Below are 26,398 nucleotides of genomic sequence, written 5' to 3'. Positions count from 1 at the left end.
AACCGGAGAAAAGTGATGTTAATCGGTGTACCCAGGGAAATAAAAAATCACGAGTACCGCGTTGGTTTGACACCGGCAGGTGTCCGAGAGTTGAGCAAAGGCGGTCATCAGGTTCTGATTGAGACAGATGCCGGCACAGAAATTGGCCTTAGCAACGAGGATTATCGCCAGGCTGGGGCTGAGTTGGTAGATGAGGTCACGGACCTGTTCAAACGAGCTGAGCTGATAATCAAGGTCAAGGAACCGCTGACACAGGAGCGTGCGCTGCTGCGTAGTGATCAGACTCTGTTTACCTATCTGCATCTGGCACCAGACGCAGAACAAACCAGGGAGCTTGTTGGTTCCGGTGCGACCTGCATTGCCTATGAAACCGTGACCGATACCGCTGGTGGTCTGCCTTTGCTGGCACCAATGAGTGAAGTGGCAGGCCGGATGGCAATTCAGGCGGCAGCCCATGCCCTTGAAAAAACACAGGGTGGCATGGGGGTTCTGATAGGTGGTGTGCCCGGTGTGTCGCCGGCTAATGTCGCTGTCATCGGCGGTGGCGTGGTTGGTATCAATGCGGCCAGGATGGCAATGGGGCTGGGCGCCAATGTGACGATTCTGGACAAATCCATTCCCCGATTAAAAGCATTGGATGAGCAGTTCGGTCCTCAGCTTAAAACCCTCTATACCACCTCGGAATCAATAGAGCAGGCAGCACTATCGGCGGATATTGTCATTGGCGCGGTGTTGTTACCGGGTGCTAAGGCACCCAAGCTGATTTCCAGAGAGATGTTGAAACAGATGAAAAATGGTTCGGTGCTGGTAGATGTGTCGATCGACCAGGGCGGGTGTTTTGAGAACTCACGACCCACGACTCACGATGAGCCGATTTATATAGACGAGGGCGTGATTCATTATTGTGTTGCCAATATGCCCGGGGCAGTTGCCAGAACCTCTACTTTTGCTCTCACCAACGCCACGCTACCTTTTGTGTTGGCGCTGGCGAATAAAGGGGTAAACAATGCGCTCAAAGAAGATCCTCACCTGCTTGCCGGGCTGAATGTTTATCGCAGGCAGATGACCTATCAGGCTGTGGCTGAAGCGCATGGATATGATTATGTCAGCCCTGAAACGGTGCTGAGAGACTGATGGAAACACAGAGACACAGCGAGGTGCTACAGCGCTTTTAGAATCATCCGCAGATTACGCAGATGAACGCATATTACCAGTTAGGAAAGACAGAATCGGGACACAACTGAAACGTCATGATGATACGCAATGAGTTTGTATGGGCCACATTTAATCTGTGAAAATCAGCGAAATCTGTGGATAGCTTTTTATTTTCTCTGTGTCTGTGTGGTTGCTCGTTATTGATGTAACGCCGGCCCGAAATCAAACTCCACCGCCGGATTCCAGATCCGCTGCCACACCCACCTAACCCCCTGTTCCCGGTTGGATTCTATTCTGACCTGGTTGGGGATAGCCGGTCTCAGATCACGCCCATTATCGTCAGCGAGACTGAAACGGAAAAAGTAAGCCGGTTCCATCCCCATTCTCAGATCAGTCGCAACAATTTGCTTGCCCTGTTTATCGAGCTTGAACAGGCCATTAGTAAACCAGTCGATACGTTGAAAGGCGGGTAGCGCTCTGGTTTGCTCAATCAATTTGCCACCACGATCATAGCGGCGGAAAGTCATTTTCTGACCGTCATCAAACAGGGAACGGAAACCCTCATAATAGTAGTCATCGCCAACCACAATCATTCGCCACAGCAGCGTGTTGAAAGCGGTTGCCGACACCTGCATGTTCTCATACTGAATATTTTGCTTAGCAAGCGCCCGTTCGGTTTGCGCTGTTATCCAATGCTGTGCACCGAAGCCCCATAGCAGATAGACACAGCTGAAAGCAAAACCATAACGCATGATTTTGTCGCTGCGCCTGCGCTCAGGCCAGAGCAGCACAGCGATAAACCCGGCCAACAACGCCGCTGAGTAGATGGGGTCAATGATAAATACGCTGCCCCCGGAAACCGGTGGCGGCGTAAAAGGCCAGAATAACTGGGTGCCGTAGACCGTTAGGGCATCCAGTCCGGCATGTGTTACCAAAACCAACCAGATTAGCAGCCACCACGTGGACAAGGAGAATGTTTTATCCAATCGCTGCAGCAACATCGCCATAATGGGCGCGGCGAGTGTATGGACCAGCCAGGAATGCGTCCAGCTACGATGAAAGGTCATTGAGTCCAGGTCGTTGTCGTAGGGAATAAAGATATCCAGATCCGGCAACACCGCAATGCCTGCCCCCCAGAGTAGGGCTTTTCTGCGCGACTGTTTCCCGGCTACCGCATAACCAACAGCGCCGCCCAACAATGCCTGAGTCAATGTGTCCATTAGCTGATGCGTTCTCTTGTTTAAATCCAGTCAAAAATAAGGAGGTAGGCACAGCCGCTTGCGGGAAAAAATTCCCTGTTATACATTCGTCTCTTGATGAAAACAGGCACAAGACCTGTTCCGCCAACCTGCAAAGCTAAGCCCAATATGAAAAAGAATGCGCAACTGAGACAACCGACGCAAGCAGAAATTCAACCGATTTTGAATGCCCTTAACGCCGGGCAACTGGGGGCTGCTGAAGCCACTGCCAAGAAAATGCTCAAGCAGTTTCCCAATGCGTTTGTCCTGCACAACCTCTACGGCAACGCATTGGCTGGACAGAACAAGTTTAAAGAAGCCGTCGATGCTTTTCGTAAAGCGCTGAAAATCGACCCTAATATCGCCGAGCTGCACTTCAATATGGGCATATTGTTGACCAATCTGAACCGTACTGAAGAGGCAATTCAAAGCTATAAAAAAACGGTCAAACTCAAACCCACACTGGTGGATGCGCATTACAATCTGGCAGTGGCTTATCAGAACTTACGCGAGTTTGGACTGGCATCCAGAAGTTATCAGCAAGCGGTTGAACTGGAACCCGGCTTTTACGAAGCCATGGCCAATCTGGGTGTCGTGTTGCAGGAGCAGGGCTTACTGACTGAAGCCGTGGATGCCTACCGGCGTGCGCTGGCAATTCATTCCGATGCCCAGACCTGGTTCAACCTTGGTACCGCCTTAAAAAATCAAGGCAAATTGGGCGAGGCCATTGAAGCCTACAACCAGGCACTGGATATCAACCCGGATTACGCCGAGGTACACAGTAATATAGGCGAAGTTCTCCGCGAGCAGGGGCGTTACGACGAGTCCGTCAAGGCTTATCAGCATGCATTAAAACTCGATCCTGAATTACCGCTCGCCAACTATAGCTTAGCGGTCTATTTATACGATAGCGGCGATCTGGCAGGTGCATTAGAACACTTCCAGCAATCACAATACGCCGACTGGCAGGAACGTTCGCTTTACTGCCTGTATAAGACAGGTCAGTTTGAAGCGTTCAAACAAGGCCTGGATGAATTGAAACGCAGTAAGGACAATTCACCGTTTCTGGCGACCTTATCCGGGCATTATGCTGAAAACTTTGGCGTCGAGAATGACTACAACTTCTGTAAAAATCCGCTGGACTTTGTCTTCCATACCGAAATCCCGGAACTTAAGGGCGACAGTGAACTGCTCAAGCAACTGCTGCATGACATCGAAACCTGCGATGCGGAAGAAAAATCACAGGGCCGACTCTATAACGGGGTGCAATCGTCAGGCAATCTTTTCAAGCGGCCGGAAGCTTCGTTCAGAAAACTGGCTGAATGCGTGACGCAGGCGGTCGAGCGTTATCGACAGACTTTTGCCGGTGAAAACTGCCAGTTCGTCAAAGCTTTCCCCAGAAACACCGAATTTGCCAGCTCCTGGTATGTCCGAATGAAAACCGGCGGGCACCTCAATTCACACATCCACGAGGAAGGCTGGGTCAGCGGGTCTCTCTATTTATCCGTACCCAAAAACAAACAGCATGAGCATGAGGGCAGTATTGAACTCAGCACGCATGGTGATGAGTATCCCAAGAAGCACGATAACTTTCCCACCAAAACCATCGCTCCGGAAGTCGGTGATCTGGTCATGTTCCCGTCATCGGTGTTTCACAGGACCATCCCGTTCAGTTCTGATAATGAGCGGATCTGTATCGCATTCGATCTGAAACCAGCCTGATACGCCTTAGCAGCGGCAACTTGCTGATGCAGACAACAGAAATGCGTCCGATGTTGTTGCTTCTATCCCTGCTCGACTCCCCCTCGTGGTGAAAGGCTAAGCGCACGGACAGACAGAAGCAGCCATGCAACGTTCCTTCCTCCCTATGCGGGGGAAGGTCAGGATGGAGGGCGTCAAAATGGGGCGCAAAACAATGCGCACAACACTGTCTTTCGTAGCCAATATTGACCAAAATGCCTGCTACAATCGAGTTCTGCTGTCCAGAGCGCAGCTCAAGTATTGGATCAAAATAAGGAAACCGCATGTCTCAAACGTCCCAGTCATTTATGTCCAGATGGACGCCTGCAGAGGTCATGCTGGCCATATTGTTTCTGGTTGCACCGCTTTATTATCACCCTAACCTCGGTGGTGAGGGGCTCAGAATTCCAAATAACGCCACTATCTGGATTGTAGCGGTAATTTTCATAGCTTACTCATTGAATAAAGTCATCAAGTCGGCTTTATTTCAGCTACCCAGGTATTTTATTTATATCGCCGCTTTTCCTTTCTTGGTGATTTTGAGCGGGTTTCTGGCAGGGGTAGAGCAACCTCTACAATGGTTGTTCCGGGTATTGTTTATTCTGGGTGGTTTCGCTTTTTTCTTCAGTCTTTTCCAGCACAATTTCAGACAAGGCCGCTGGGACAGGTTGCTGTTAATCATTGCTTTATCAGGTCTGATCCATGCGGGCATTGGACTGTTACAAATATGGCTGCAGGCGGATATGCCTTATCTTTTGCCCAAGTCACCAGAGGGCCTGCCATCCGGCTTATTCCAACAGATAAATAATCAGGCAACTTATCTGGTTACCTGTATTGCGCTGGCCTTTTATCTTGCCTCCAGACCGATACTGTTTAAACGCCGGCGTCTGCTTCAATCGCTTATAGTTGTGACCGTGCTGGCCGCCAGCTTTATTGTGGGGTTTTCAGGTTCAAGAATCGGCTTTCTGAGCCTGGCTGTGGCGTTGCCGATGTTGCTGTATGTCAGAAGAAAACAGCTCAGCAGCAATAAAACTCTCTCCGTGATTCTCCTGGCAGCCTTGTTGGTGGGTTTTGCCAGTGGGCTAATGCCAAGCGGCGGTAAAGCTATCGAGAAAACCGCAGCCATGCAATCAGGCTATTCAGGCTCTGCCAGACTGGGTATTTATGATATCTCCCTGGGCCTACTGAAGGAGGAACCACTCTTTGGTCATGGTATCGGTAGTTTTCCAAGCGTGTTCCAGCATGCCAGGCCGGGTTTTTATGCTGAGCACCCTGAGGCGAAGCTGCCCAAGGAAATGGTTAGCCATCCACACAATGAAGCTTTGCAATGGTTGGTTGAGGGTGGTGTTACTGCCGTTCTTGGTATAGGACTGGCTGCGGTGGGCGTGACTTTAGCACTCTACGGAGTGGGAGTCTCCAGAGGTACGGCATACCTCATGTTAATGATGCCAATTATTTTGCATAATCAAGTCGAGCTACCGCTTTACATGTCGTCATTACACTGGCTATTACTCAGTACGCTTATTGCCCTGAGTTTTGCTTTCCGCCTAAGACGACAAGCCAACTCAATGACGGTTTATGCCCACAAACTCTCTGCGATTAGTATTCTGCTTGTCAGTTCGATACTCATATTGTTTTTGTTGCACACGGTGCGAGCAAACTGGGACTTTGTTGATTTCTATCAGGGCAAACAGTCGCATAACCCCTTAGTCATCGCTAAACAAAATCCGTATCTCTCGGAGCAGGCACAATGGATAGACATGAGTGCGATGATGTACTCCAGCATGCAGTATGGTCTCAGAGATAATGTGCAGTATTTCACTGAATGGGGACAAAGGTTGCTGGAGCAAAGGCCGGATGTTGATTTATACATCAAACTGACAGATGCTTTTGAGTATCTCGGAGACAAAGAACGCTACTGCAAAACGGCAATGCAGGGTAGCCAAATTTATCCACAGTCTGAAAGATTAGGTCGAGCAGTGACGTTTTGCCACAACTGACGTTCAGCGTCACATCCTGACCTTTGTGGCTACAAAATAATAAAAATGATTTAGAAGTAATGTGTAAGTAATTGTAAAAATTGATAATTTTAATTTGGCATGGATGTCGCTTGTGTCGTGATTAGCAAATTCTCGTTTGCTGTTTTATTCATAAGGAGAGTCATTAATGAAACAGGTACAACAAGGTTTTACATTGATCGAACTGATGATCGTCGTCGCGATTATCGGTATTTTGGCAGCGATTGCGTTGCCCGCTTATCAGGATTACACAGTAAGGGCTAAGGTGCAGGAAGGTGTCAGTTTGTCATCTCCTGCTAGAACATCAATCGGTATCTCATGCAGTGAAGGTACAGATTTCAGTAGTATGGATAATGCTTCTATCAATGTTCCCACTGATTACAGTGCTACAAGCGATCTGATTAGTGATATCACTGTTGCCGGGACGAGTGCCTCGCAAGCAACGGTGACTATCGACTTTGATGGACCGAACTCACCTCCACAATTAAACGATGGTAGTGTGCAGTACACAGCTACATGCAGAACAACAGGTACTGACTGGTCGATAGCTGAGTTAAACTCATTCCCAGCTAAGTATTTGCCAAACGAAAGTAACTAATCGATCACTTTCTAAAATGTATCGAGGTAATTAGCTTCAGATACTCGGAAAAGCCCCATAACATGGGGCTTTTTTGTTTATAGGCGAAGTTATAAGTTATTTTTCTCAGCAGGTCTAATGTAAATTGAAAGCTTGCAGGATGGGGTGAAAAGTAACCTTTTCGGCAGGTACAGGAAATTTAATGGTTTAGCTTCCCATTCTTTGTATCAGAGCATACCTTCTAAATATCAATCAAATAACTTAATGACTTTCAGTTATGTTTGCCCATCTGAAATATGGTTTTATCCTATCTGGGGTGCTGGGGTTGGAGTCACTTGACCCGCATGCCCGGCTGCGCACCTGCATCCGGATTTAGAATAAACAAATCTTTGCCACCTGGCCCAGCGGCCAAGACCATCCCTTCTGATAAGCCAAACCGCATCTTGCGCGGTGCCAGATTCGCCACCATGACGGTGAGTTTGCCGATTAGATCTTCCGGCGCATAAGCGGATTTGATGCCGGCAAACACCTGTTTTTCAGCCAGACCGATATCCAGGGTCAGTTTCAATAATTTATCCGCACCCTCAACATGCTCGGCATTAACGATTTTTGCCACACGCAGATCAATCTTGGCAAAGTCATCAAACTGAATTTCACCGGCAATCGGCTCGATCTCGCTGGACTTTTTGCCGGTTTCTTTAGCATCAGCTTTTTGTTCTGATGCCATCGATTCCCTGGACGCTGCCAGTATGGCATCGAGTTTATCCTGCTCGATACGGGTCATCAGCGGTTTAAATTTATTTATCGTGTGGCCGACAAGCGGTGTAGCCACATCCGACCACTGCAGCGGATCAATATTTAAGAATGTTTCTGCCTGCTCAGCCGTGCGCGGTAGAACGGGTTTGAGATAGGCAACCAGCACGCGGAACAGGTTAATGCCCATACTGCAGATAGCCTGCACCTCATCTTCTTTGCCTTCTTCCTTGGCCAGTACCCAGGGTTTCATTTCATCGATGTAGACATTAGCCCGATCCGCCAGCGCCATAATTTCACGCATGGTCTGGCCGAATTCACGGGCTTCATAACGCTTGGCAATGGCTTCCGCCTGGTTGGCAAAGTCACGGAAAAGACCCGGTTCACTGAGTTTGTCAGCCAATTGGCCATCGAAACGCTTGGTCAGAAAACCGGCACAGCGGCTGGCAATGTTGACCACTTTACCCACCAGATCGGCATTGATGCGGGTCTGGAAGTCTTCCAGGCTCAGATCGATATCATCGATACCACTGCCGAGTTTGGCAGCAAAGTAGTAACGCAGATATTCTGGATTCAAATGGTCCAGATAAGTCCGGGCCTTGATAAAGGTGCCACGGGATTTGGACATCTTCTTGCCATCGACCGTCAAAAAGCCGTGGGCATAAATATTATCCGGCTGACGGAACCCGGCACCTTCCAGCATCGCCGGCCAGAACAGGGCATGGAAGTAGATGATGTCCTTGCCGATAAAGTGCACCATTTCGGTATCACTACCGGGCTGCATAAAGCGGTCGAAATCGACGCCTTCACGCTCACAGTAATTTTTGAAGCTGGCAAGGTAACCAATCGGCGCATCCATCCAGACATAGAAAAACTTGTTTTCGGTATCCGGGATTTCAAAGCCGAAGTAGGGGGCATCACGGGAAATATCCCAGTCCTGCAGGCCGCTGTCGAACCATTCGCCCAGTTTGCGGGTGACTTCCGGTTGCAGGTGATCGCTGTGGGTCCATTCGCGCAGGGTTTTCTCGAAGTCGCCCAGCTTGAAGAAATAGTGCTCTGACTCTTTGGTTATTGGTGTCGCACCGGACACAGCCGAGACCGGGTTTTTGAGCTCGGTCGGCTCATAGGTGGCACCACAGACTTCACAGTTATCGCCATATTGATCAGCGGCACCACATTTTGGGCATTCACCGCGGATAAAACGATCCGGCAGGAACATTTCTTTTTCCGGGTCATAGGCCTGACTGATCGTGCGTGCTTCGATATGGCCGGCATCACGATTAGCCAGATAAATCCGGCTGGCGAGTTCACGGTTCTCATCACTGTGCGTGCTATGGTAGTTGTCAAAACCAATCGCAAAATCGGCGAAATCGGCCTGGTGCTCTTTACTGACCTCGCTAATCAGTTGCTCGGCACTGATACCCTGATTTTGAGCCCGCAACATGATGGGCGTGCCGTGAGCATCATCGGCACAGACATAATGCACTTCGTGGCCACGCATTTTCTGAAACCGTACCCAGATATCGGTCTGAATGTATTCGACCATATGGCCCAGATGAATCGAGCCGTTGGCATAGGGGAGGGCACTGGTAACCAGAATTTTTCTTTGCATGGTGGGACCGTGTTTTGGTGATGGGAAAAACGACAAAAGATATCAGAAATCGCGCTCTGGCACCATGTAAGCAATAGCGCGATTATGGCGGATAAACCATAGAGGCACAGAGATCACTGAGAAATAATTTTTTGCATCATAGGATGCCAGCTTTGATGAGCCTGGTGTCAATCGCCCTGCTTGCTCAGCATGGCTTCTCAACATATGGCCTGGATTGCTTCACCAGCTTCGCAATGACCTGCGGGGGTGAGATGGATAAAGCACGAACCTATAACCAACTTAGCGCTTTGACCAAAAATTCATCGAAAACTTTCTACGATTACAGATAAAAGAGGTAACTGTTAAAAGGGTTGATCGCTGTGGACTCTGTGCCTTTGTGATGAATTTATCATTCAGAGCTATTGAAAGTTGCCTTGGTTTAGTCTAGATTGAACTCTCAACTCTTATATAAGACTTGCAATTTGTGAGGGATTTGATGGAGCTCGACTTACACGACATACACCCCGACTCTATTGAGCTTGCGCTTGATAAGGCCCGTCAATATCGCTCACTGCATGAGCCTGAAATTGCCGAAAGTATCTGTTTGGATATTCTCCACATCGAGCCGGAAAATCAAAAAGCGTTAGTGCTTTATATCCTGGCGCTTAGTGATCAACTGCATCATGCCGGTAAGAAAACCCAGGTGCAGTCGATTGAGCAGGCCATTCAGAAGCTGCAAAGTCGTTATCAGCAGTATTACTACACTGGCCTGTTACATGAGCGACGAGCCCGTTTTATGTTGACCCAGAGCATGGCGCGCGTATTTGCCTATGACTATTTTATCGAAGCACTACAGTTCTACCAGAAAGCGGAAAAAATCCGTCCAGAGCACAATGACGAGTCGATACTTCGCTGGAACAGCTGTATCCGTACTATCGAAAAAGAAAAGCTGAAACCGCGGCCCGATAACAAGGACGCCAGACTGGATATGGAAAGCTAAAGTCATGACGCTATTACAACTCAAAAAACGCAGCATGACCCTGGCGGGAATTATCATGACCGTCTATCTGATTTTTCATATGCTGACTAACCTCAGCTTTTTTTCTGCCCCTGCTTTCGAGCAATTCTATGCCGTTTATAATCAAGGCTGGATTCGCTGGCCGGTTCTGGCCCTGGTGCTGGTTGCTCTGTTGATTCATGTCAGAGCGGCAGCCGCGATTCGAGTCAAGAACAGTCAAGCACGCAAGGTTGGTTATAAAAAGCACGATAAGCTGCATATTCCTGCACCACTGGTCACCCTTAGCATCATTCTCCTGCTTATTTTTATTCTGGTGCATATCGGCCAGACCCTGTTGATGGATACCAGCCAGGTGAGACAGGTTATGCTGCAGTGGTTCAGCTCTACCTGGATGCTGTTGTTTTACCTGGCAGGGCTTTTGATACTGGCGATGCATTTGCTGCATTCGCTGGTCAATGTTTTACAGACTCTCGGCATCAGCTCGAATATGCATAAGCTGACAATCAGCGCTGGCGTCGTACTACTGACAGCTGGATTTGCCGCCGTTCCACTTTATATCTGGATCACAGCATGAGTGAGTTTGAACTGGATAGTCACGCGCCCAAAGGGCCTTTGCAGGACCGCTGGAAACAGCACAAATTCAACTCCCGTGTGGTGAGCCCGGCCAATCGTAAAAAATACACGGTGATTGTGGTCGGCACCGGGCTTGCCGGCGCTTCAGCCGCTGCTTCACTGGGCGAGATGGGCTATAAGGTGAAAACCTTCTGTTTTCAGGACAGCCCGCGCCGTGCCCACAGCATCGCCGCCCAGGGTGGGATTAATGCCGCCAAGAATTATCAGAATGACGGTGACAGCGTCTGGCGCCTGTTCTACGACACTATCAAAGGGGGCGACTTCCGGGCACGTGAATCCAATGTGTTCCGTCTGGCCGAACTCAGCACCTCGATTATCGATCAGGCTGTCGCTCAGGGCGTGCCTTTTGCCCGTGAATACTCCGGTTATCTGGCGAATCGCTCCTTTGGTGGCGCGCAGGTGTCACGGACTTTTTATGCCCGAGGTCAGACCGGTCAACAGTTATTACTGGGCGCCTATCAGGCCATGAGTCGACAGATTGCTGCAGGTAGCGTGACCCACCGTTCACGCTGTGAGATGCAGGATCTCATCATGGATGGCGATCGGGCCATCGGCATTGTGACCCGGGATCTGATGACCGGTGAGTTGGAGAGTCACCTGGCCGACTGCGTGGTGCTCTGCACAGGCGGTTACGGTAACGCCTTTTATCTGTCGACCAATGCCAAGGGCTGTAATACGTCCGCTATCTGGCGGGCCCACAGGAAAGGCGCTTTATTCGCCAATCCCTGTTTTACCCAGATACACCCGACCTGTATTCCCCAGCAGGGTGAGTTGCAATCCAAACTGACCCTGATGAGTGAGTCGCTGAGAAATGACGGCAGAGTCTGGGCGCCAAAAAACCAGGCGGATGCAGATAAAAGGCCTGAAGACATTCCAGAAGCGGACAGAGATTACTTCCTGGAACGATTGTATCCTTCCTTCGGCAACCTGGTACCCCGTGATATTGCGTCACGTGTGGTTAAACAGGTGTGTGATGAGGGCCGAGGCGTTGGACCGGAAATTGATGGTCGCAAACTGGGGGTGTATCTCGATTTCGCTGATGTGATCAGACAGCAGGGACTGGACGCCGTCCGCGAAAAATACGGCAACCTGTTTGAAATGTATCAGCGGATTACAGCTGAAAATCCCTATGAGACTCCCATGCGTATCTATCCTGCTGTGCATTACACCATGGGCGGTCTCTGGGTGGACTATAACCTGATGACGACGATCGATGGCCTGTTTGCCGGTGGTGAAGCCAACTTTTCTGACCATGGCGCGAACCGACTGGGTGCCAGTGCTCTGATGCAGGGGCTGGCGGATGGCTATTTTATACTGCCTACCACCGTCTCTGACTATCTTGCCCGCCACAAGCCAATCCAGGCCGCGCAGTACCAGTCTCAGGCAGATGCGGCGATTGAGGAAGCCCGCACACGGATTGATAAACTGATGAATGCGCCAGAAGCGTCAGTGACAGCCGATGATTTTCACCGTCGGCTGGGCCAGATCCTCTGGCATGCCTGCGGCATGGCGAGGGAGAAGCATACGCTGCTGACGGCAATCGAGAAAATCAGGGCGTTGCGCGGGGAGTTCTGGCAAAAAGTCAAAATCACCGGCGATGCTGAACAGCTTAATCAAACCCTGGAGCGTGCGGGTCGTGTTGCCGATTTCTTCGAACTGGCCGAGCTGATGTGTCTTGATGCGCTTGACAGGGAAGAGTCCTGCGGCTGTCATGCCCGGGAAGAACATCTGACTGATGATGGCGAAGCCAAGCGCAACGATATGGACTATTCCTACGTGGCAGCCTGGCAGTACAGTGGTGATACCAGCAAACCGAAGTTATTCCGTGAGTATCTGCATTTCGATTTTGTCCGACCCAGCATAAGAAATTACCAATGATCTTTAAATTAAACATATGGCGACAAAACGGCCCACAAGCCGAGGGCTTCTTTGAGGCGCATGAAGTCGATGCCAGTGAAGACTCTTCATTTCTGGAAATGCTGGATGCGCTGAATGAAAACCTGATTCTGGCTGATAAAGAGCCGGTGGCTTTCGATTTTGACTGTCGGGAAGGCATTTGTGGTTCGTGCAATCTGGTCATTAACGGCACGCCGCATGGTAAACACAGGGCCACCACGACCTGCCAGCAGTACATGCGTGACTACAAGCAGGATAAAGAGCTGTGGATTGAACCCTGGCGTGCCACTGCGTTTCCGGTTATTAAAGATCTGATCGTCGACCGCAGCGCGTTTGATCGCATTATTCAGTCAGGTGGTTATATACCTATCCGAACCGGTTCGGCCTGTGAAGCCAATACCTTACCGGTCGAAAAAGAAGTCGCCGACCAGGCTTTCGATGCCGCTACCTGTATTGGTTGCGGAGCCTGTGTTGCCGTCTGTCCTAACGCTTCTGCCACCTTGTTTGTGGCAGCAAAAGTAGCACATCTGTCGACCCTGCCTCAGGGGCAACTGGATCAAGCGAGGCCGGCAAAATTACTGGAAGCGATGGAAGAGGAAGGCTTTGGCAGCTGTAGCAACTACCGCGAATGTGAGCGCGTCTGCCCCAAAGAAATCAAGGTCAGCACCATCACCAAAATGAATCGCCTGCTCTACCGTCGCGGATAAATGATGCATTGCTCTACACTGCAGACAAAGCTATAGTTTCAACTTTATGGCAGTGTATTGAGCAGGGAGAACGAGAGTGCAGCTTGCCTGGATGATATCAGCGCTGATCGTGCTGTTGCTCGTTGTTGTTGTCTGGCTCCTGAGCCGGCGTAAACAAAACGCCGCTGCTCCTGCTCCCAAGCCTGTCAACCCCTATGCTGCGGTAAAAATAAAACCTATCAAACATGAGGCTTGCGAAGCTGCTTACGAAGCTTCCTGCCGAATATTTCTTGCCAGAGAAGCACCCACTTTACCGCTGAGAGACTGTGGTAAACCCAATGACTGCCGTTGCAGTTACGTCCATTACAAAGACCGACGCCATGAACGTCGACGTTCATCCAACATACAAACTCAGGAACTGCACATAGAAGGCTATCCGACGGAGCGTGAGCGGCGTGACACGGTCTGGCGTGGAAGACGAAAAACAGACTGAGTCCTGTTTGAGCAAAGCGGGATGGAAGACTGGGAATAAAGTCTTGAAATCAGCCTGCTCTGTGCAACACTTGATAATCATGATGCTATGGAAACAAGATGACTGGAAACACTGAGAACAATATCGGTGTCGCTTTGACTGTCGGCTGGCGTGAATGGCTCTCGCTGCCCCAACTGGGTATTGAAAGAATCAAGGCCAAGGTTGATACCGGTGCCCGAACATCTGCAATTCATGCCTTTGAGGTCAATCCATACCAAAAAGACGGTAAAACGAGAGTGCGCTTTGGTCTGCATCCGAACCAGGGGGACACGGACACAGTCGTCTGGTGTGATGCCGAGGTCATAGACGAGCGCAATGTCACAGATTCAGGAGGCCACACTGAAAAACGTTACGTTATCCTCACAGAAGTCAGGCTGGGTAACAAAACATGGCCTATAGAAGTCACACTGACAAACCGCGATAATATGCTGTTTCGGATGCTGTTAGGTCGCACAGCGATGACAGCGGGCAATATTGTGGTTAACCCTGCTTTGTCTTTTCTGGCAGGGCAGAGTAACAATGAAGCAAATGCCGAACCACGCAAAGAGATCCTTGACGGAGAAAGTGAATGAAGATTGCCATCCTGTCGCGTAACCCGAGACTTTACTCCACTCGCAGACTGGTTGAGGCAGCCGAGGCCCGGGGGCATGAAGTCCATGTGCTGGACGTATTGCGCTGTTATATGAACATCACTTCACTGAAGCCGGAAGTTCATTACAAAGGCGAAATTCTGACAGGCTACGATGCCGTGATCCCAAGAATCGGGGCTTCAGTCACTTTTTATGGCACAGCAGTACTGAGGCAGTTTGAGATGATGAGCGTTTATCCGCTGAATGAATCTGTCGCTATCAGCCGTTCGCGTGACAAACTCCGTGCCTTGCAATTGCTGTCACGAAAAGGGATTGGCTTGCCGGTCACCGGTTTCGCCCATCGGCCTGACGATGTGGATGATTTGATCAAAATGGTCGGTGGTGCGCCGCTGGTGATTAAATTGCTGGAAGGGACTCAGGGCATCGGTGTGGTCCTTGCTGAAACCGAGAAAGCGGCCGAGAGTGTTATTGAGGCTTTTCTGGGTATGAATGCCAACATCCTGGTTCAGGAATTTATCAAGGAAGCCGGTGGATCAGACATTCGTTGTTTTGTCGTGGGGGACAAAGTGGTCGCCGCAATGAAACGTCAGGGTAAGGAGGGGGAATTTCGCTCCAACCTGCATCGAGGTGGTAGCGCCAATCTGATTCGTATCTCGCCGTCAGAACGTGCCACTGCCGTTCGGGCTGCAAAAACCATGGGCCTGAATGTGTGCGGTGTTGACCTGCTGCGTTCCAACCATGGTCCGGTAGTCATGGAGGTCAATTCCTCGCCGGGCCTGGAAGGCATTGAGAAGGCAACCGGTAAAGACATCGCCAATCAAATTATTGAGTTCATCGAGAAAAATGCCAAGCTGGGCAAGACCCAGACACGTGGGAGAGGCTGATTGTGGCTGACCCGCTGATGATTGCCGGCGAACAGATCAAGCCGGGCCAGAATCGTATTATCGAAGTCCCGCTACCTGACCTTTACATGCACACAGCATTGAGCATGCCGGTTCAGGTTATCAGTGGTCGTCGCTCAGGACCGGTGATGTTTGTCTCGGCGGCGGTGCACGGGGATGAGATTAACGGCGTTGAGATTATTCGCAGATTGGTGAAAAGCAAGAGCCTGAAAGGGCTTCGCGGTACTTTGATAGCGATTCCGGTTGTTAATGTCTACGGTTTCCTCAATCAATCCCGCTATTTACCGGACCGGCGTGATCTTAATCGTTGCTTTCCGGGCTCAGATGAAGGCTCACTGGCCGCCCGCCTGGCGCATTGTTTTATGACTGAAGTCGTTCAGCACTGTAGTCATGGCATTGATTTGCATACGGCCGCCATTCATCGTGACAACCTGCCGCAAATGCGGGCTGATCTGTCCAACCCGGAAGTAGAAGCCATGGCAAGAGCCTTTGATGCCCCGGTGATACTGAACTCAGGTCTTATTGAGGGCTCATTGCGTTATGCGGCTCAGCAGTCCGATGTACCAGTCATTGTTTATGAGGCCGGTGAAGCGCTGCGTTTTAATGAGTTGGCGATCCGTGCGGGTGTGAAAGGCGTGCTGGAGGTCATGCGTAAAATCGGCATGCTGGCTCCTTCCAGTAAAAAAACTAAAAAACGGGACCCCTTTGTGGCTCGCTCCAGTGTCTGGGTGAGAGCCCCGCAAAGCGGTATTTTCCGGATGCTGGTACCGATGGGGGCCAGTGTCAATAAAGGGGATCTACTGGGCATGGTCGCCGCACCCTACGGTAAAGATAATTCGGAGACGGAAGTATTTGCCACCAGTGCCGGTGTGATTATCGGCAGAACGAATATCCCACTGGTCAATGAAGGCGAGGCTTTGTTTCACATAGCCCGCTTTAATAAGCCGGATGAAGTGGCTGAGGGCGTGGAAGCTTTTCATTCCGGGCTCAACCCGGCAACAGATAATGGCATGCCCGAAGAATTGCCAATTATTTAGAGACCGTGTTGATTAAAAAAACCTCATGGGCAAAGCCCATGAGGATGTAAAGGGAAAACATAAAATTTCTACCCTGTTGCAGCGCAACGTCCTAAAGAATTTCATGCCTGTGCAAGGATACGGCTGAGGGCCGGTCACAGTTACCCCCTCTATTAGGGGGGAGGGGAACTCAATGGAAACGTTAAGATAAGCTGGCAGCCCCCCGGGGTTTTTTGTCCAATCTGTAATTGACCACCCAGCCTGGCGGCTCGGGACTTCATATTGCTGATGCCGTGGCCTTGATTGAGTTCATCAGGCTGTGGCGCAAAATAGCCGTCATCCTCAATGATAATCTGAAAGTTTTCTCCAGTCTGAGCTGCGCTGAAATGGATGTTGGCGGCACCGGAATGCTTTAGAATATTTGTAAAAGCTTCCTGCAGAATACGCAACAGGTGAAGGCCTGTTTGCGGCTTGATCGGCAGGGTCTCTGCTTCGCTGGCCACTTGCCAGTCGAGATCAATGTCCAGTTGCTCCAGCTTGCGGCTGGTGCGGTATTTAAAATCGGCGAGCAACGATCCCATCACACTGTTCTGCATGCTGAGAGAGTGAATGATCAAACGTAAATCATTCAGACACTCAGTCAGTACAGTCTGAATGTTACGTTTCATCTCTGTGTCCTTTTCACGCTCCAGAATAGCCAGGGAAGCCACAAGTTGTCCGCCAATACCGTCATGCATATCGCGCATGATGCGCTCCCGTTCTTCCAGAATGGCTTTACTGCGCTCGAGATCGATCGTTTCCTGGCGCTGCTGTGCCAGTGCCTCGTTCTTTTCCGATAATTGATTGACGGTGTAACTCAATGAGGCGGTGGCAGCACTGACTTTATCCTGCAACTCAGCCTCATTTCGCTCCAGTGATGCGATCATGCTGTTGAAAGTACGTTGAAAATTGAGCAGTTCTCCGGTGCCGTTTTCATTGACTCTTGCCGTAAAATCTCGTTGTTCGAGTTTGGCTGCCGTGGCTATCAGTGCATTGATGGCATGACTGATTCTGCGGCTGAAAATATACACCAGGAGCAAACCCAGACCCAGTGCGAGCAAAGAGATGCCCAGTACTTTCATATAGGCATGGAAGCGTTGGGCTTCTGCGCTGTTTCGGGTTAGCCCGATATCAATCGTGCCCAGTGGTATGCGATTTTCAGCTTCCTGGACACGACCACCAAAATCCTCCAGTTCGGGGCCTCGGGCGTAGATTGGCAAACTGAATTCTCTGATACTGTCGTTCCCGGTAGGGCCGGTTTCATGCAGCAACTGCTCACCGGTACTGTCAATAAAGCGAATATGTGCAAGTTCGTGTGTTTTGATCATTAAATCAGCGACTTGCTCGAGGGTATCAATGTCACCGGTGTAAAGCGCGAACTCTGACATCACTGATGCCTGTGCTGCAATACTTTCACCGCGGTTTGTGACTTCGGTTTCAATACTTTCCAGCACGTCAAACAGGATCAACAGAGCAATGAAAACAATCGTGATTAATAACGGGACAATGGTGATCAGCAGTAACTGAGTTTTCAGTTTAGTGACGAACATTGGCTTGCTCACCTTGGATCAGATTTTCGGGAAGGCTCAGGTTTAGCGCCCGGGCAATGTTTTTATTAACCGAAATGGTCATCGGCGGATAATGGGGTCCTTCCCGACTGAGTTTTCCATTACTGTCATGCCAATCGTTGATGATATCTGCCGTTGTAGTAGCGACATCTTCCAGTGCCGCGTAAACCGATAACAGTGCTCCCGCTTTCAGAAAACTCCTAGAATAACCGATGACCGGCACTTTATATTTATAACTCTGATAGAGCATCCATTTGGCATTTTCACCCGACCAGATGTGCGGATCACGAACAGCAATCAAAACGCCGGCATTGAAGAGTGCTTTATCGACTTGTCTGGCGGGTTCAATGTTCGCTTCCACACTGACAACATCCAACGTTACCGTCTCCGGGATGATGAGTTGGTCTATCGCTTGTTTTATTGCCTGGTTATTATCTGAAACAGCAATGACAATTTTGTTGTTATAACGCTTGCTGGCAATGCTCACCGCTGTATCGAGCCGGCGTTGCAGCGGCTGCTCGAGGAGTACTGCAGCCCATGGGGCTTGACTGTTGAGCGGCAAAACGCTGTTGTCGACGTAACTGTATAGCTGAGGGTTTTCAGTGTAATGCTGCTGACTGTATCGAACCGCTGCTTCGCCAATACTGACGATTAAGTCCTGCTTGCTAATGGCGCTGCTGGCAGCGGAAGCGATTGAACTGACGGTCATTTTGTCTGGATGGGACTGTGTACTAAGCTGGTGCTGAATACGTTCAGCGGCCCTGAGGTAGGCGTCAGTATTGTCAGACAACAAGAGATGCACGGAGCCGGCATGTGCCGGCCCCAACGCACACAGCAGCAGAAAGGTGACTGCCAGTAAGCGTCTCACTCAGAAATTCAGGTAGGTGACGCTGAAGTAGTAACGCGGTTCATATTCCAGCAGAAAGTCATCGTCGTCATCCTGCATGAACTCGCTGTATTTTTCATTACCAATATTTTGCCCTCCTAGCTTCAATACCAGTTCCTGACGTCCTGACAGAGGTATTCGTTTAATAACTGAAGCATCAAGCCTCGTGTAAGAATCGACCTTGTCACCCCGGCCATACCACTCCATGGTGCCCACATGGTAGAGCCCGACATTGAATTGCCAATCATCCAGGCTTTTAGCTGCCAGAATGCCATAACTTTTCCGTGGTGCACGACTGTCAAGCGAGGTGATTTCAGTAGCGGGTCTTGGGGGGCTCTGATTGATTTCTTTTATGGCAGAGCCGGTTTCATGTCCACGGTTGAAATGCAGTCGAATAAAGCTATTTTGTTCGGGACGGAACAAGACTGAGCCCTCAAAACCATACATCGTCGATTCGTAGACATTGCCGATGCGTTTTAATTCATCGTCGGGGTCACCGGTACCGGGATCATTATCGATGTAGAAATCGATGACCTTGTCGTATTCCTCACGGTAGGCACGCACTTCCCAACTCAATGGAACATTTTGCATACGACCGACATATCCGATATCGAGAGCTCTGACCTCTTCAGCTTCTATGTCGTCGTTTGACAGAAATACCTGGTCGAGTGTGGCGCCATTCGCAGTCCGCAAATTCACCTCAAAGTTCTCTTCCAGCAGTGAGGGAATACGATATGCCTTGGAGTAACCCAGACGAAGAGACTGTGTCTCCTTGATATGCCATGTCAGACTGGCACGTGGGGAGAAGCGCGGTTTATCGGTACGGTTGTCTTCGATAAAACCACCTGCATTGGCCGTAAATTTTTTGCCCAGTGGCCATTGAACATTGCCAAAAGCACGGAAACTGGTATTGGAGACCGTGCCTTTATCTGCGAAGAAGGCCTTACTTTCCATCGTGTCGTAGCGACCACCAACACCGACGACGTATTGTATGCCGCTATTGAGAATTTCACTGTACTGGAGTTCCAGGTCACTACGGTGACTACGATAGGTGCGTTCACCGGCGACAATGGTCTGTTGTGGATCCCCGAGTTCTGCCGGGACAAATCCCGGTGCCGGAGCCTCAAGCAGTTGCCAGAGTGGATATGAACGTGTCATGTCATCTTCATCACGGTAGTTGTGATAAAAGTTAACCTTAAGTTCCTGGGTGTCGTTGATCAGGTGATCCCAGCGCAGGTGCGCTGACACTGCGTCAGTATCTCGTTTTCGGTCATAAAAACTGGTGGGGTTTGAAGGATCAATCGGGGGCATTTCAGCATCACCGGTGGTGGCACTGAAATGAGCAAAAATTGCGTTACGTGGACTGAAATTGTAGCGACCAGTCAGGGACAGGTCGTGAAGGTCACGTGTATCCTGATAATCATCAAAGCCCCCATTATCACGGCCTGCGGCACTGATTCGATAGTTGAAATCTTTCATTTCACCGCTGTGCCGGAGCAACAGGCGACGTTCTCCGATGTTGCCAAAACGGGCACCGACTTCCCACTCATTATCCAATTCCGGCGCTTTGGTTATGATATTGATGGCGCCTGAAAAGGAGTTGGCACCATAGGCTGAAGCGGCCGGGCCACGGACTACTTCAATCCGCTCAATATCCTCAATCTGTATGCCGAGTGTGTTCCAATCGATTGCTGACAGAGCCGATGTATAGGTAGAGCGGCCATCAATCAGCAGTTGCATGCGGCTTGGATATTCCCAGCCATCGCCATGATTCACCACTGCATGGGTATTGCCATCGGCATGTGCTACCTGGAACCCGGGTACCAGTCGGAAAATATCGGCGATTTCAATAAAACCGCTGGCTTCAATCATCGCACTGTCAATGACCGTCACCGCTGAGGGCGAGGAGAGCACTGATTGGTTCAGACGGCTGGCACTTGTTATCACAGGCAATTCACTAAAAAATTCATCCTCAAACTCGTCCGACAGGGCGTACTGGGGCGTCAGCCCCAGCATCAATGTCATGATTAAGGGCGCAGATTTTGTTCTCATTGTTCTACCTTTAGATGATGCCCAGGAGCGTCGCTTCACTCACAGCTTGCATCTTATTTTTCACTGAAAGTTTTTTATAAACGTTAGAGACGTATTCCCTTACAGTGTAATAAGAGAGATCCAGCATTTTGGCTATCTCTTTAGAGGTGTATCCCTTGCTGACGAGCAGCAATACCTCTTTTTCACGAGGACTGAGAATGCTGGCGGCCGGTTTTTGATCTTCGCTGGAGGATTCAGTGATGGACAGTTCGTTGAGTAGATAACGGGCAATGCTCGGACTGATAGGCGCACCACCCTCAACCATCTGGGAGATGGCCTCGTTGATATCCATAAAATCATCATCTTTAAGAAGATAACCCGACGCGCCGGCTTTCAGCGCCTCGATGACATGATAACCATCACCGAATACTGTGATCACAATAGCAAGCTGGGTTTTCACCGCAGGTAGATTGATGAGCTTAATCAGGTCGACACCATTACCATCCGGCAAATCCAGATCGGTGAGCAGAATGTCGGGCGGGGTTTGACGGATAAAGTCCAGCGCCTCGGTGTAGGTGCTGACAGCGCCACTGAGTTCAAACTGGCCACCATTTGTTATCGCATCTTCAAGGCGATGACGGGTAGCTTCAGAATCTTCAACTATAAGTATGCTTTTCATTTATCCGGCAGTACCGCTGTGAGTTGGGGATAATCCACGCGGCTGACAAGTGGTTCCACAACAATTACCATGATGCTCATACATCACATTTCAGGTCATTCTGAGACTGTGTCTCCATCGTCGCCAGGGTGGCGGAAATGACGGATTCACAAGCCCTAGGTTATCAGTCGAGAAGGATATCATTATCCCCTAAGTTGAGGGGAGGCCTATCCTGATGATGAGGCTATGCTGCACAGTTTGAGAGCCTGGGAAAGAGGCGGGAACAGTCTCTGGGCATCTGCAGTCATGCTACTGTAAAGTTTAGGACTTATTTGTTGTAATTATTCTTTGCATTTTCACACCAAAGTAGTGAAAATCGCGCACTTTAATCCACATCATTAGGAATCGCTGCCGATGCAAAACCACCTCTCCTCAATGCTGGACAATGACCTGGACTTGAGCGCTGAGTGGAGTGCTGAACATAGTGCCCGTTTATACGGTGTTCGTGACTGGGGCAGTGACTATTTCGATGTGTCAGATGATGGCAATGCTGTTGTCTCGCTGCAGTTCGGTGATAAAACCATACAGGTGCCCATCATTGATATCGTCAAGGGCATGCGCGAACGCGGTCTGGATATGCCTGCCGTGCTGCGCATTGAGAACCTGCTGGATCAGCGCATCACCCAGATCAACGAAGCTTTTGGCAAAGCCATTAAAGATGCCAATTATCAGAATGATTACCGCGGCGTGTTTCCCATCAAGGTTAATCAGCAGTGCCATGTTATCGAGGAAATCGCTGACTACGGCAGCCGCTATCATCACGGCCTTGAAGCCGGCAGCAAGGCTGAACTGATTATTGCCCTGTCACAGTTGCGAGACCATGACAGCCTGATCATCTGTAATGGTTACAAAGACGAAGAGTTCATCGAACTGGGCCTTTATGCCCGTCAGATGGGAATCAAGTGCTTTTTTGTGCTGGAAACAGCGATGGAGCTCGATATCATCCTTGAGCGCAGCCGGGCGCTGGGTATCGACCCTCTGATCGGCGTACGAATCCGTCTGGCTTCGATGGTGGAAGGGCACTGGAACGAAGACAGTGGTGATCGCTCCATCTTTGGCCTGTCCACGAATGCTTTGCTCAATGTGGTGGAAAAGCTCAAGCAGGCCGATATGCTGCATTGTCTGCAACTGCTGCACAGTCATCTGGGCTCGCAGATCCCCAATATCCGCAATATTCGCAGCGGGGTGATGGAAGCTTGTCGTTTCTATGCCGGTTTAATTGAAGAAGGCGCGCCGATGGGCTACATCGATCTCGGTGGCGGTCTGGCAGTGGACTATGAAGGTGCTCGCAGTAACAGCACTCACAGTATGAACTACGGTTTGGATGAATACTGCTATAACATCGTCGAGACCCTGCAGGAATGCCTGGATCCGCAGGACATCAAACATCCGGTGATTATTTCCGAGTCAGGCCGGGCGCTGGTGGCCTATTCCTCAATGCTGCTGTTCAACATTCTGGAGGTCCGTGAGCACAAACCGGGAATCATCCCGCCCGAGCCACCCGAAGACAGTCATGATCTTATCGTCAATCTGTACGGCGTGATGGATTATGTCAAGGTTGAGCATCTGCAGGAATGCTATAACGATGCCCTGTACTACCGTGACGAAGTGCGGGAGTTGTTCCACCATGGACAGGCGACACTCCGGGATCGGGCGCTGGCGGAAAATGTGACTTTGGCCATTCTGGACAAGATTTCCAACCTGCTGCCACAGGCAAGGCGTGTCTCACAGGAACTGGAGGCGTTGCCGGAACTGATGTCCGATATTTATTACGGCAACTTCAGCCTGTTCCAGTCGCTGCCTGATATCTGGGCAATTGATCAGCTGTTCCCGATTATGCCCATCCACCGGCTCAATGAAGCACCGGTGCGCGATGGCGTGCTGGCAGATATGACCTGTGACTGCGATGGCAAAATCGATAACTTCATTTCACCGGAAGGGGTGCGTAAAACACTGCCACTGCATCCGTTGAAAGAAGGCGAGGAGTATTACGTCAGTGTGTTCCTGGTCGGTGCCTATCAGGAAACCCTGGGTGATCTGCATAACCTGTTTGGTGACACCAATGTGGTCAGTGTGCATATCAATGAAGACGGCAGCTTTGATTTCCGCCGTGAATTCCATGGTGACAGCATTGCCGATGTCCTGAGCTATGTGGAATATGATCCGAAACTGATTCAGGAACAGTTCCGACGTATCGCCGAACAGGCGGTGCGTGACGGCCGGATCTCGGTGCCGATGCGTCAGCAGATGCTGCGCGCCTTCCGTGAAAGCATGCACGGTTACACATTCTTCGAACGTTAATAATCTTGTTTTTCCGAATAGTTAATTAATTAAGGAAAGGTTCTTGTTATGTCTAAAGTCGTGATTATCGGCGCCGGTGGCGTCGGCGGTGTGGTAACACACAAATGCGCACAACTGCCGGAAGTGTTTTCTGACATCGTGCTGGCCAGCCGCACCGAAGAAAAATGCAAAGCAATTGCTGCGCAACTGGAACGCCCGATTAAAACCGCCAAAATCGATGCCGACAACGTCGCTGAACTGACCGCTTTCCTTGAGCAGGAAAAACCGGATCTGGTGATCAATGTGGCCCTGCCTTATCAGGATCTGAGCATTATGGATGCCTGTCTGGCAGCCGGTATCGATTATCTCGACACCGCCAACTACGAGCCACTGGATACCGCCAAGTTCGAATACAAGTGGCAGTGGGCTTATCAGGACAAGTTCAAGAATGCGGGCCTCACTGCGCTGCTGGGCAGTGGCTTTGATCCGGGGGCGACCAATGTGTTCACCACCTGGATTGCCAAGCACTACTTCGATGAAATTCATGAACTCGACATCATCGACGTTAATGGCGGTGATCACGGCTATCCGTTTGCGACCAACTTCAATCCGGAAATCAATATTCGGGAAGTGACGGCTGAATGTCGTCACTGGGAAAACGGTGAGTTCGTTGAAACCCCGGCGATGTCGAAAAAAGCCAGTTTCACCTGCCCGGATGAAGTCGGCACCTACAATATCTACCGGATGTACCATGAAGAACTGGAGTCGCTGGTCAAGCATTTCCCGACCTTGAAACGGGCCCAGTTCTGGATGAGCTTCGGTGATAACTACCTCAAGCACCTGGAAGTGCTGGGCAATGTCGGCATGACGGGTATCGAGCCAGTTGAATTCCAGGGCCAGCAGATTGTCCCGATTCAGTTCCTTAAAGCCCTGCTGCCGGATCCATCCACGCTGGGACCGCGTACCAAGGGTAAAACCTGTATCGGTTGCGTCGTCAAAGGGGTGAAAGACGGCAAGGGAAAAATTGTCTACGTCTACAACATCAAGGACCATCAGGACTGCTATCAGGAGGTGCAATCCCAGGCGATTTCCTACACCACCGGTGTACCCGCCATGATCGGCGCTAAAATGATCCTGGAAGGCAAGTGGAAAAAGCCGGGTGTCTGGAATATGGAGCAGTTCGATCCGGATCCTTTTATGGAAGACATGAACAAATATGGCCTGCCCTGGCAGGTGGTTGAGCTCGATAACTTCGATCTGGATTAGGTTTACATAAATCCGCTGATTTCGCAGATGGACGCAGATTATTTTGAAAGGCGTTTTCATCTGTGAAATCGGCGTAATCTGCGGATAAAAATTTTTCAATGCAATTCACCGATTTCTCCAAACTCGATCTTTCACGCCTGCCATCACCCTGTTTTGTGGTCGATGAAGTCGCGGTCGAGCGTAATCTTCGTATTCTGAGCGAAGTCGCTGAGGCCAGCGGCGCCAAGGTGCTGGGTGCGCTGAAAGCGTTCTCGATGTGGTCTTTTGGTGATTTGACCCACAAATATCTGAGCGGCACCTGCGCCAGTGGTCTGCATGAAGCCAGATTGGGTTATGAAGAATACGGCGGTGAAGTGCATGCTTTTGCCGCCGCCTTCAGTCAGGCAGATATCGATGAACTGCTGACTTTTGCCCATCACATTGTGTTCAACTCCTGCGGCCAGTGGTTGCGGTTTCGTGAACAGTGCCTTGCTGCCAAAAAGCAGCGGCCTGAACTGCACTTTGGACTGAGAATCAATCCAGAACATTCCGAGGGCACCGTGCCGATTTATGACCCGTGTTCACCGGGCTCACGTCTTGGCATTCCGCTGTCTCAGTTGGATGAGGCGGCGCTGGAGGGGATTAGCGGTCTGCATTTCCATACCCTCTGCGAGCAGGGCTTTGAACCACTGGCCAGAACGGTCGCAGCGGTGGAGGACAAGTTCGGCCATCTATTGCCGCAAATGCACTGGGTTAACTTTGGTGGCGGTCATCACATCACCGCCGAGGGCTACGATATCAATGGCCTGGTGGAACTGGTCCAGGCATTCAAACAGCGGCATGATGTCGAGGTCTATATGGAGCCGGGCGAAGCCATGGCGATCGGTACTGGTATCCTCAGTTGCGAAGTGCTGGATATCACCTGGAATCAGTTAAATCAGGCGATTCTGGATACCTCAGCCACCTGCCATATGCCTGACACATTGGAAATGCCATACCGACCGGATATTACCGGCGCAGGTGAGCCGGATGAGTTTGAACATACCTATCGTCTGGGTGGTCTGACCTGTCTCGCCGGCGATGTGATCGGCGATTACAGCTTCCCCGAACCGTTGCAGATCGGTCAGCGGCTGATATTTGAAGATATGAGCCATTACACCATGGTCAAAACCACGACTTTTAACGGCACCAAATTACCGGCGATCGCGATCTGGAACTCGGAAACTGACGCGCTGAGAGTAGTCAAAGAGTTTGGCTACCAGGACTTTAAACACAGGCTCTCCTGA

At 50.3% G+C, this 26,398-nt stretch carries 21 protein-coding genes; 15 read left to right on the top strand and 6 right to left on the bottom strand.

What is annotated here, in order from left to right; all coding sequences use genetic code 11:
- Positions 1 to 15: 15 nt before the first annotated feature.
- Positions 16 to 1,134 carry an alanine dehydrogenase gene (gene ald, locus OMQ46_RS11780; RefSeq protein ID WP_266237157.1) on the top strand — a complete coding sequence of 373 codons (1,119 nt, stop codon included), beginning with the start codon at positions 16 to 18 and terminating at the stop codon, positions 1,132 to 1,134.
- 218 nt (positions 1,135 to 1,352) lie between these two features.
- Here the strand turns inward: ald and OMQ46_RS11775 are convergent, their stop codons facing one another.
- The gene (locus tag OMQ46_RS11775) at positions 1,353 to 2,375 is read right to left on the bottom strand and encodes a metal-dependent hydrolase (protein ID WP_266237156.1); all 1,023 of its coding nucleotides are present in this window, start codon (positions 2,373 to 2,375) and stop codon (positions 1,353 to 1,355) included.
- Positions 2,376 to 2,522: 147 nt separating this feature from the next.
- Here OMQ46_RS11775 and OMQ46_RS11770 point away from each other — a divergent pair, with 147 nt between their 5' ends.
- The 3 genes from OMQ46_RS11770 to OMQ46_RS11755 all read left to right on the top strand — a co-directional run bounded on the left by OMQ46_RS11770 (position 2,523) and on the right by OMQ46_RS11755 (position 6,749).
- Positions 2,523 to 4,115, top strand: coding sequence for a tetratricopeptide repeat protein (locus OMQ46_RS11770; protein WP_266237155.1), 1,593 nt, complete (start codon positions 2,523 to 2,525; stop codon positions 4,113 to 4,115).
- Positions 4,116 to 4,417: 302 nt separating this feature from the next.
- Positions 4,418 to 6,133 (top strand): Wzy polymerase domain-containing protein, encoded by a 1,716-nt coding sequence (locus tag OMQ46_RS11765; RefSeq protein WP_266237154.1) that lies wholly within the window; start codon positions 4,418 to 4,420, stop codon positions 6,131 to 6,133.
- 166 nt (positions 6,134 to 6,299) lie between these two features.
- The gene (locus tag OMQ46_RS11755) at positions 6,300 to 6,749 is read left to right on the top strand and encodes a pilin (RefSeq protein WP_323135161.1); all 450 of its coding nucleotides are present in this window, start codon (positions 6,300 to 6,302) and stop codon (positions 6,747 to 6,749) included.
- Positions 6,750 to 7,059: 310 nt separating this feature from the next.
- On the opposite strand, the gene metG is transcribed toward OMQ46_RS11755, so the two are convergent.
- Positions 7,060 to 9,093, bottom strand: a complete 2,034-nt coding sequence (metG, locus tag OMQ46_RS11750) for a methionine--tRNA ligase (RefSeq protein ID WP_266237152.1) — start codon at positions 9,091 to 9,093, stop codon at positions 7,060 to 7,062.
- 475 nt (positions 9,094 to 9,568) lie between these two features.
- Here metG and OMQ46_RS11745 point away from each other — a divergent pair, with 475 nt between their 5' ends.
- The 8 genes from OMQ46_RS11745 (at position 9,569) to OMQ46_RS11710 (ending at position 16,366) form a co-directional block, all read left to right on the top strand.
- Complete coding sequence (locus tag OMQ46_RS11745; protein WP_266237151.1) at positions 9,569 to 10,072, top strand: hypothetical protein; 504 nt, start codon at positions 9,569 to 9,571, stop codon at positions 10,070 to 10,072.
- 4 nt (positions 10,073 to 10,076) lie between these two features.
- Positions 10,077 to 10,664 carry a succinate dehydrogenase gene (locus tag OMQ46_RS11740; protein ID WP_266237149.1) on the top strand — a complete coding sequence of 196 codons (588 nt, stop codon included), beginning with the start codon at positions 10,077 to 10,079 and terminating at the stop codon, positions 10,662 to 10,664.
- Positions 10,661 to 12,601, top strand: a complete 1,941-nt coding sequence (locus tag OMQ46_RS11735; protein WP_266237148.1) for a fumarate reductase/succinate dehydrogenase flavoprotein subunit — start codon at positions 10,661 to 10,663, stop codon at positions 12,599 to 12,601. The genes OMQ46_RS11740 and OMQ46_RS11735 overlap by 4 nt, the downstream gene beginning before the upstream one ends.
- Positions 12,598 to 13,326 (top strand): succinate dehydrogenase/fumarate reductase iron-sulfur subunit, encoded by a 729-nt coding sequence (locus tag OMQ46_RS11730; RefSeq protein WP_266237146.1) that lies wholly within the window; start codon positions 12,598 to 12,600, stop codon positions 13,324 to 13,326. The genes OMQ46_RS11735 and OMQ46_RS11730 overlap by 4 nt, the downstream gene beginning before the upstream one ends.
- A gap of 76 nt (positions 13,327 to 13,402) precedes the next feature.
- Positions 13,403 to 13,798, top strand: a complete 396-nt coding sequence (locus tag OMQ46_RS11725; RefSeq protein WP_266237145.1) for a hypothetical protein — start codon at positions 13,403 to 13,405, stop codon at positions 13,796 to 13,798.
- 98 nt (positions 13,799 to 13,896) lie between these two features.
- Positions 13,897 to 14,409 (top strand): ATP-dependent zinc protease, encoded by a 513-nt coding sequence (locus OMQ46_RS11720; protein ID WP_266237143.1) that lies wholly within the window; start codon positions 13,897 to 13,899, stop codon positions 14,407 to 14,409.
- Entirely contained in the window at positions 14,406 to 15,311 is a 906-nt protein-coding gene (rimK, locus tag OMQ46_RS11715; protein WP_266237141.1) for a 30S ribosomal protein S6--L-glutamate ligase, read from the top strand. The genes OMQ46_RS11720 and rimK overlap by 4 nt, the downstream gene beginning before the upstream one ends.
- A gap of 2 nt (positions 15,312 to 15,313) precedes the next feature.
- A complete protein-coding gene (locus OMQ46_RS11710; RefSeq protein WP_266237140.1) occupies positions 15,314 to 16,366 on the top strand; it encodes a succinylglutamate desuccinylase/aspartoacylase family protein in 1,053 nt (350 codons plus the stop codon).
- Between the two features lie 152 nt (positions 16,367 to 16,518).
- On the opposite strand, the gene OMQ46_RS11705 is transcribed toward OMQ46_RS11710, so the two are convergent.
- From OMQ46_RS11705 to OMQ46_RS11690, 4 genes are read right to left on the bottom strand one after another with little or no spacing between them, the layout of a single operon-like run.
- Positions 16,519 to 17,934, bottom strand: coding sequence for an ATP-binding protein (locus OMQ46_RS11705; protein ID WP_266237137.1), 1,416 nt, complete (start codon positions 17,932 to 17,934; stop codon positions 16,519 to 16,521).
- Positions 17,921 to 18,820, bottom strand: coding sequence for a hypothetical protein (locus OMQ46_RS11700; protein ID WP_266237136.1), 900 nt, complete (start codon positions 18,818 to 18,820; stop codon positions 17,921 to 17,923). The genes OMQ46_RS11705 and OMQ46_RS11700 overlap by 14 nt, the downstream gene beginning before the upstream one ends.
- A complete protein-coding gene (locus OMQ46_RS11695) occupies positions 18,821 to 20,890 on the bottom strand; it encodes a TonB-dependent receptor plug domain-containing protein (RefSeq protein WP_266237135.1) in 2,070 nt (689 codons plus the stop codon).
- A gap of 10 nt (positions 20,891 to 20,900) precedes the next feature.
- Positions 20,901 to 21,548, bottom strand: coding sequence for a LuxR C-terminal-related transcriptional regulator (locus OMQ46_RS11690; RefSeq protein WP_266237134.1), 648 nt, complete (start codon positions 21,546 to 21,548; stop codon positions 20,901 to 20,903).
- Between the two features lie 393 nt (positions 21,549 to 21,941).
- On the opposite strand from OMQ46_RS11690, the gene speA reads away from it, so the two are divergent.
- The 3 genes from speA to nspC all read left to right on the top strand — a co-directional run bounded on the left by speA (position 21,942) and on the right by nspC (position 26,398).
- Entirely contained in the window at positions 21,942 to 23,888 is a 1,947-nt protein-coding gene (speA, locus tag OMQ46_RS11685) for a biosynthetic arginine decarboxylase (protein WP_266237133.1), read from the top strand.
- Between the two features lie 48 nt (positions 23,889 to 23,936).
- On the top strand, positions 23,937 to 25,133 hold the full coding sequence (locus OMQ46_RS11680; protein ID WP_266237131.1) for a saccharopine dehydrogenase family protein: 1,197 nt from the start codon (positions 23,937 to 23,939) through the stop codon (positions 25,131 to 25,133).
- Positions 25,134 to 25,231: 98 nt separating this feature from the next.
- On the top strand, positions 25,232 to 26,398 hold the full coding sequence (nspC, locus tag OMQ46_RS11675) for a carboxynorspermidine decarboxylase (protein WP_266237130.1): 1,167 nt from the start codon (positions 25,232 to 25,234) through the stop codon (positions 26,396 to 26,398).

It is taken from the genome of Methylophaga sp. OBS1 (assembly GCF_026319365.1).
Note: the sequence above shows the minus strand (reverse complement) of the source record. Positions and strands in the feature narration are given on the sequence as shown.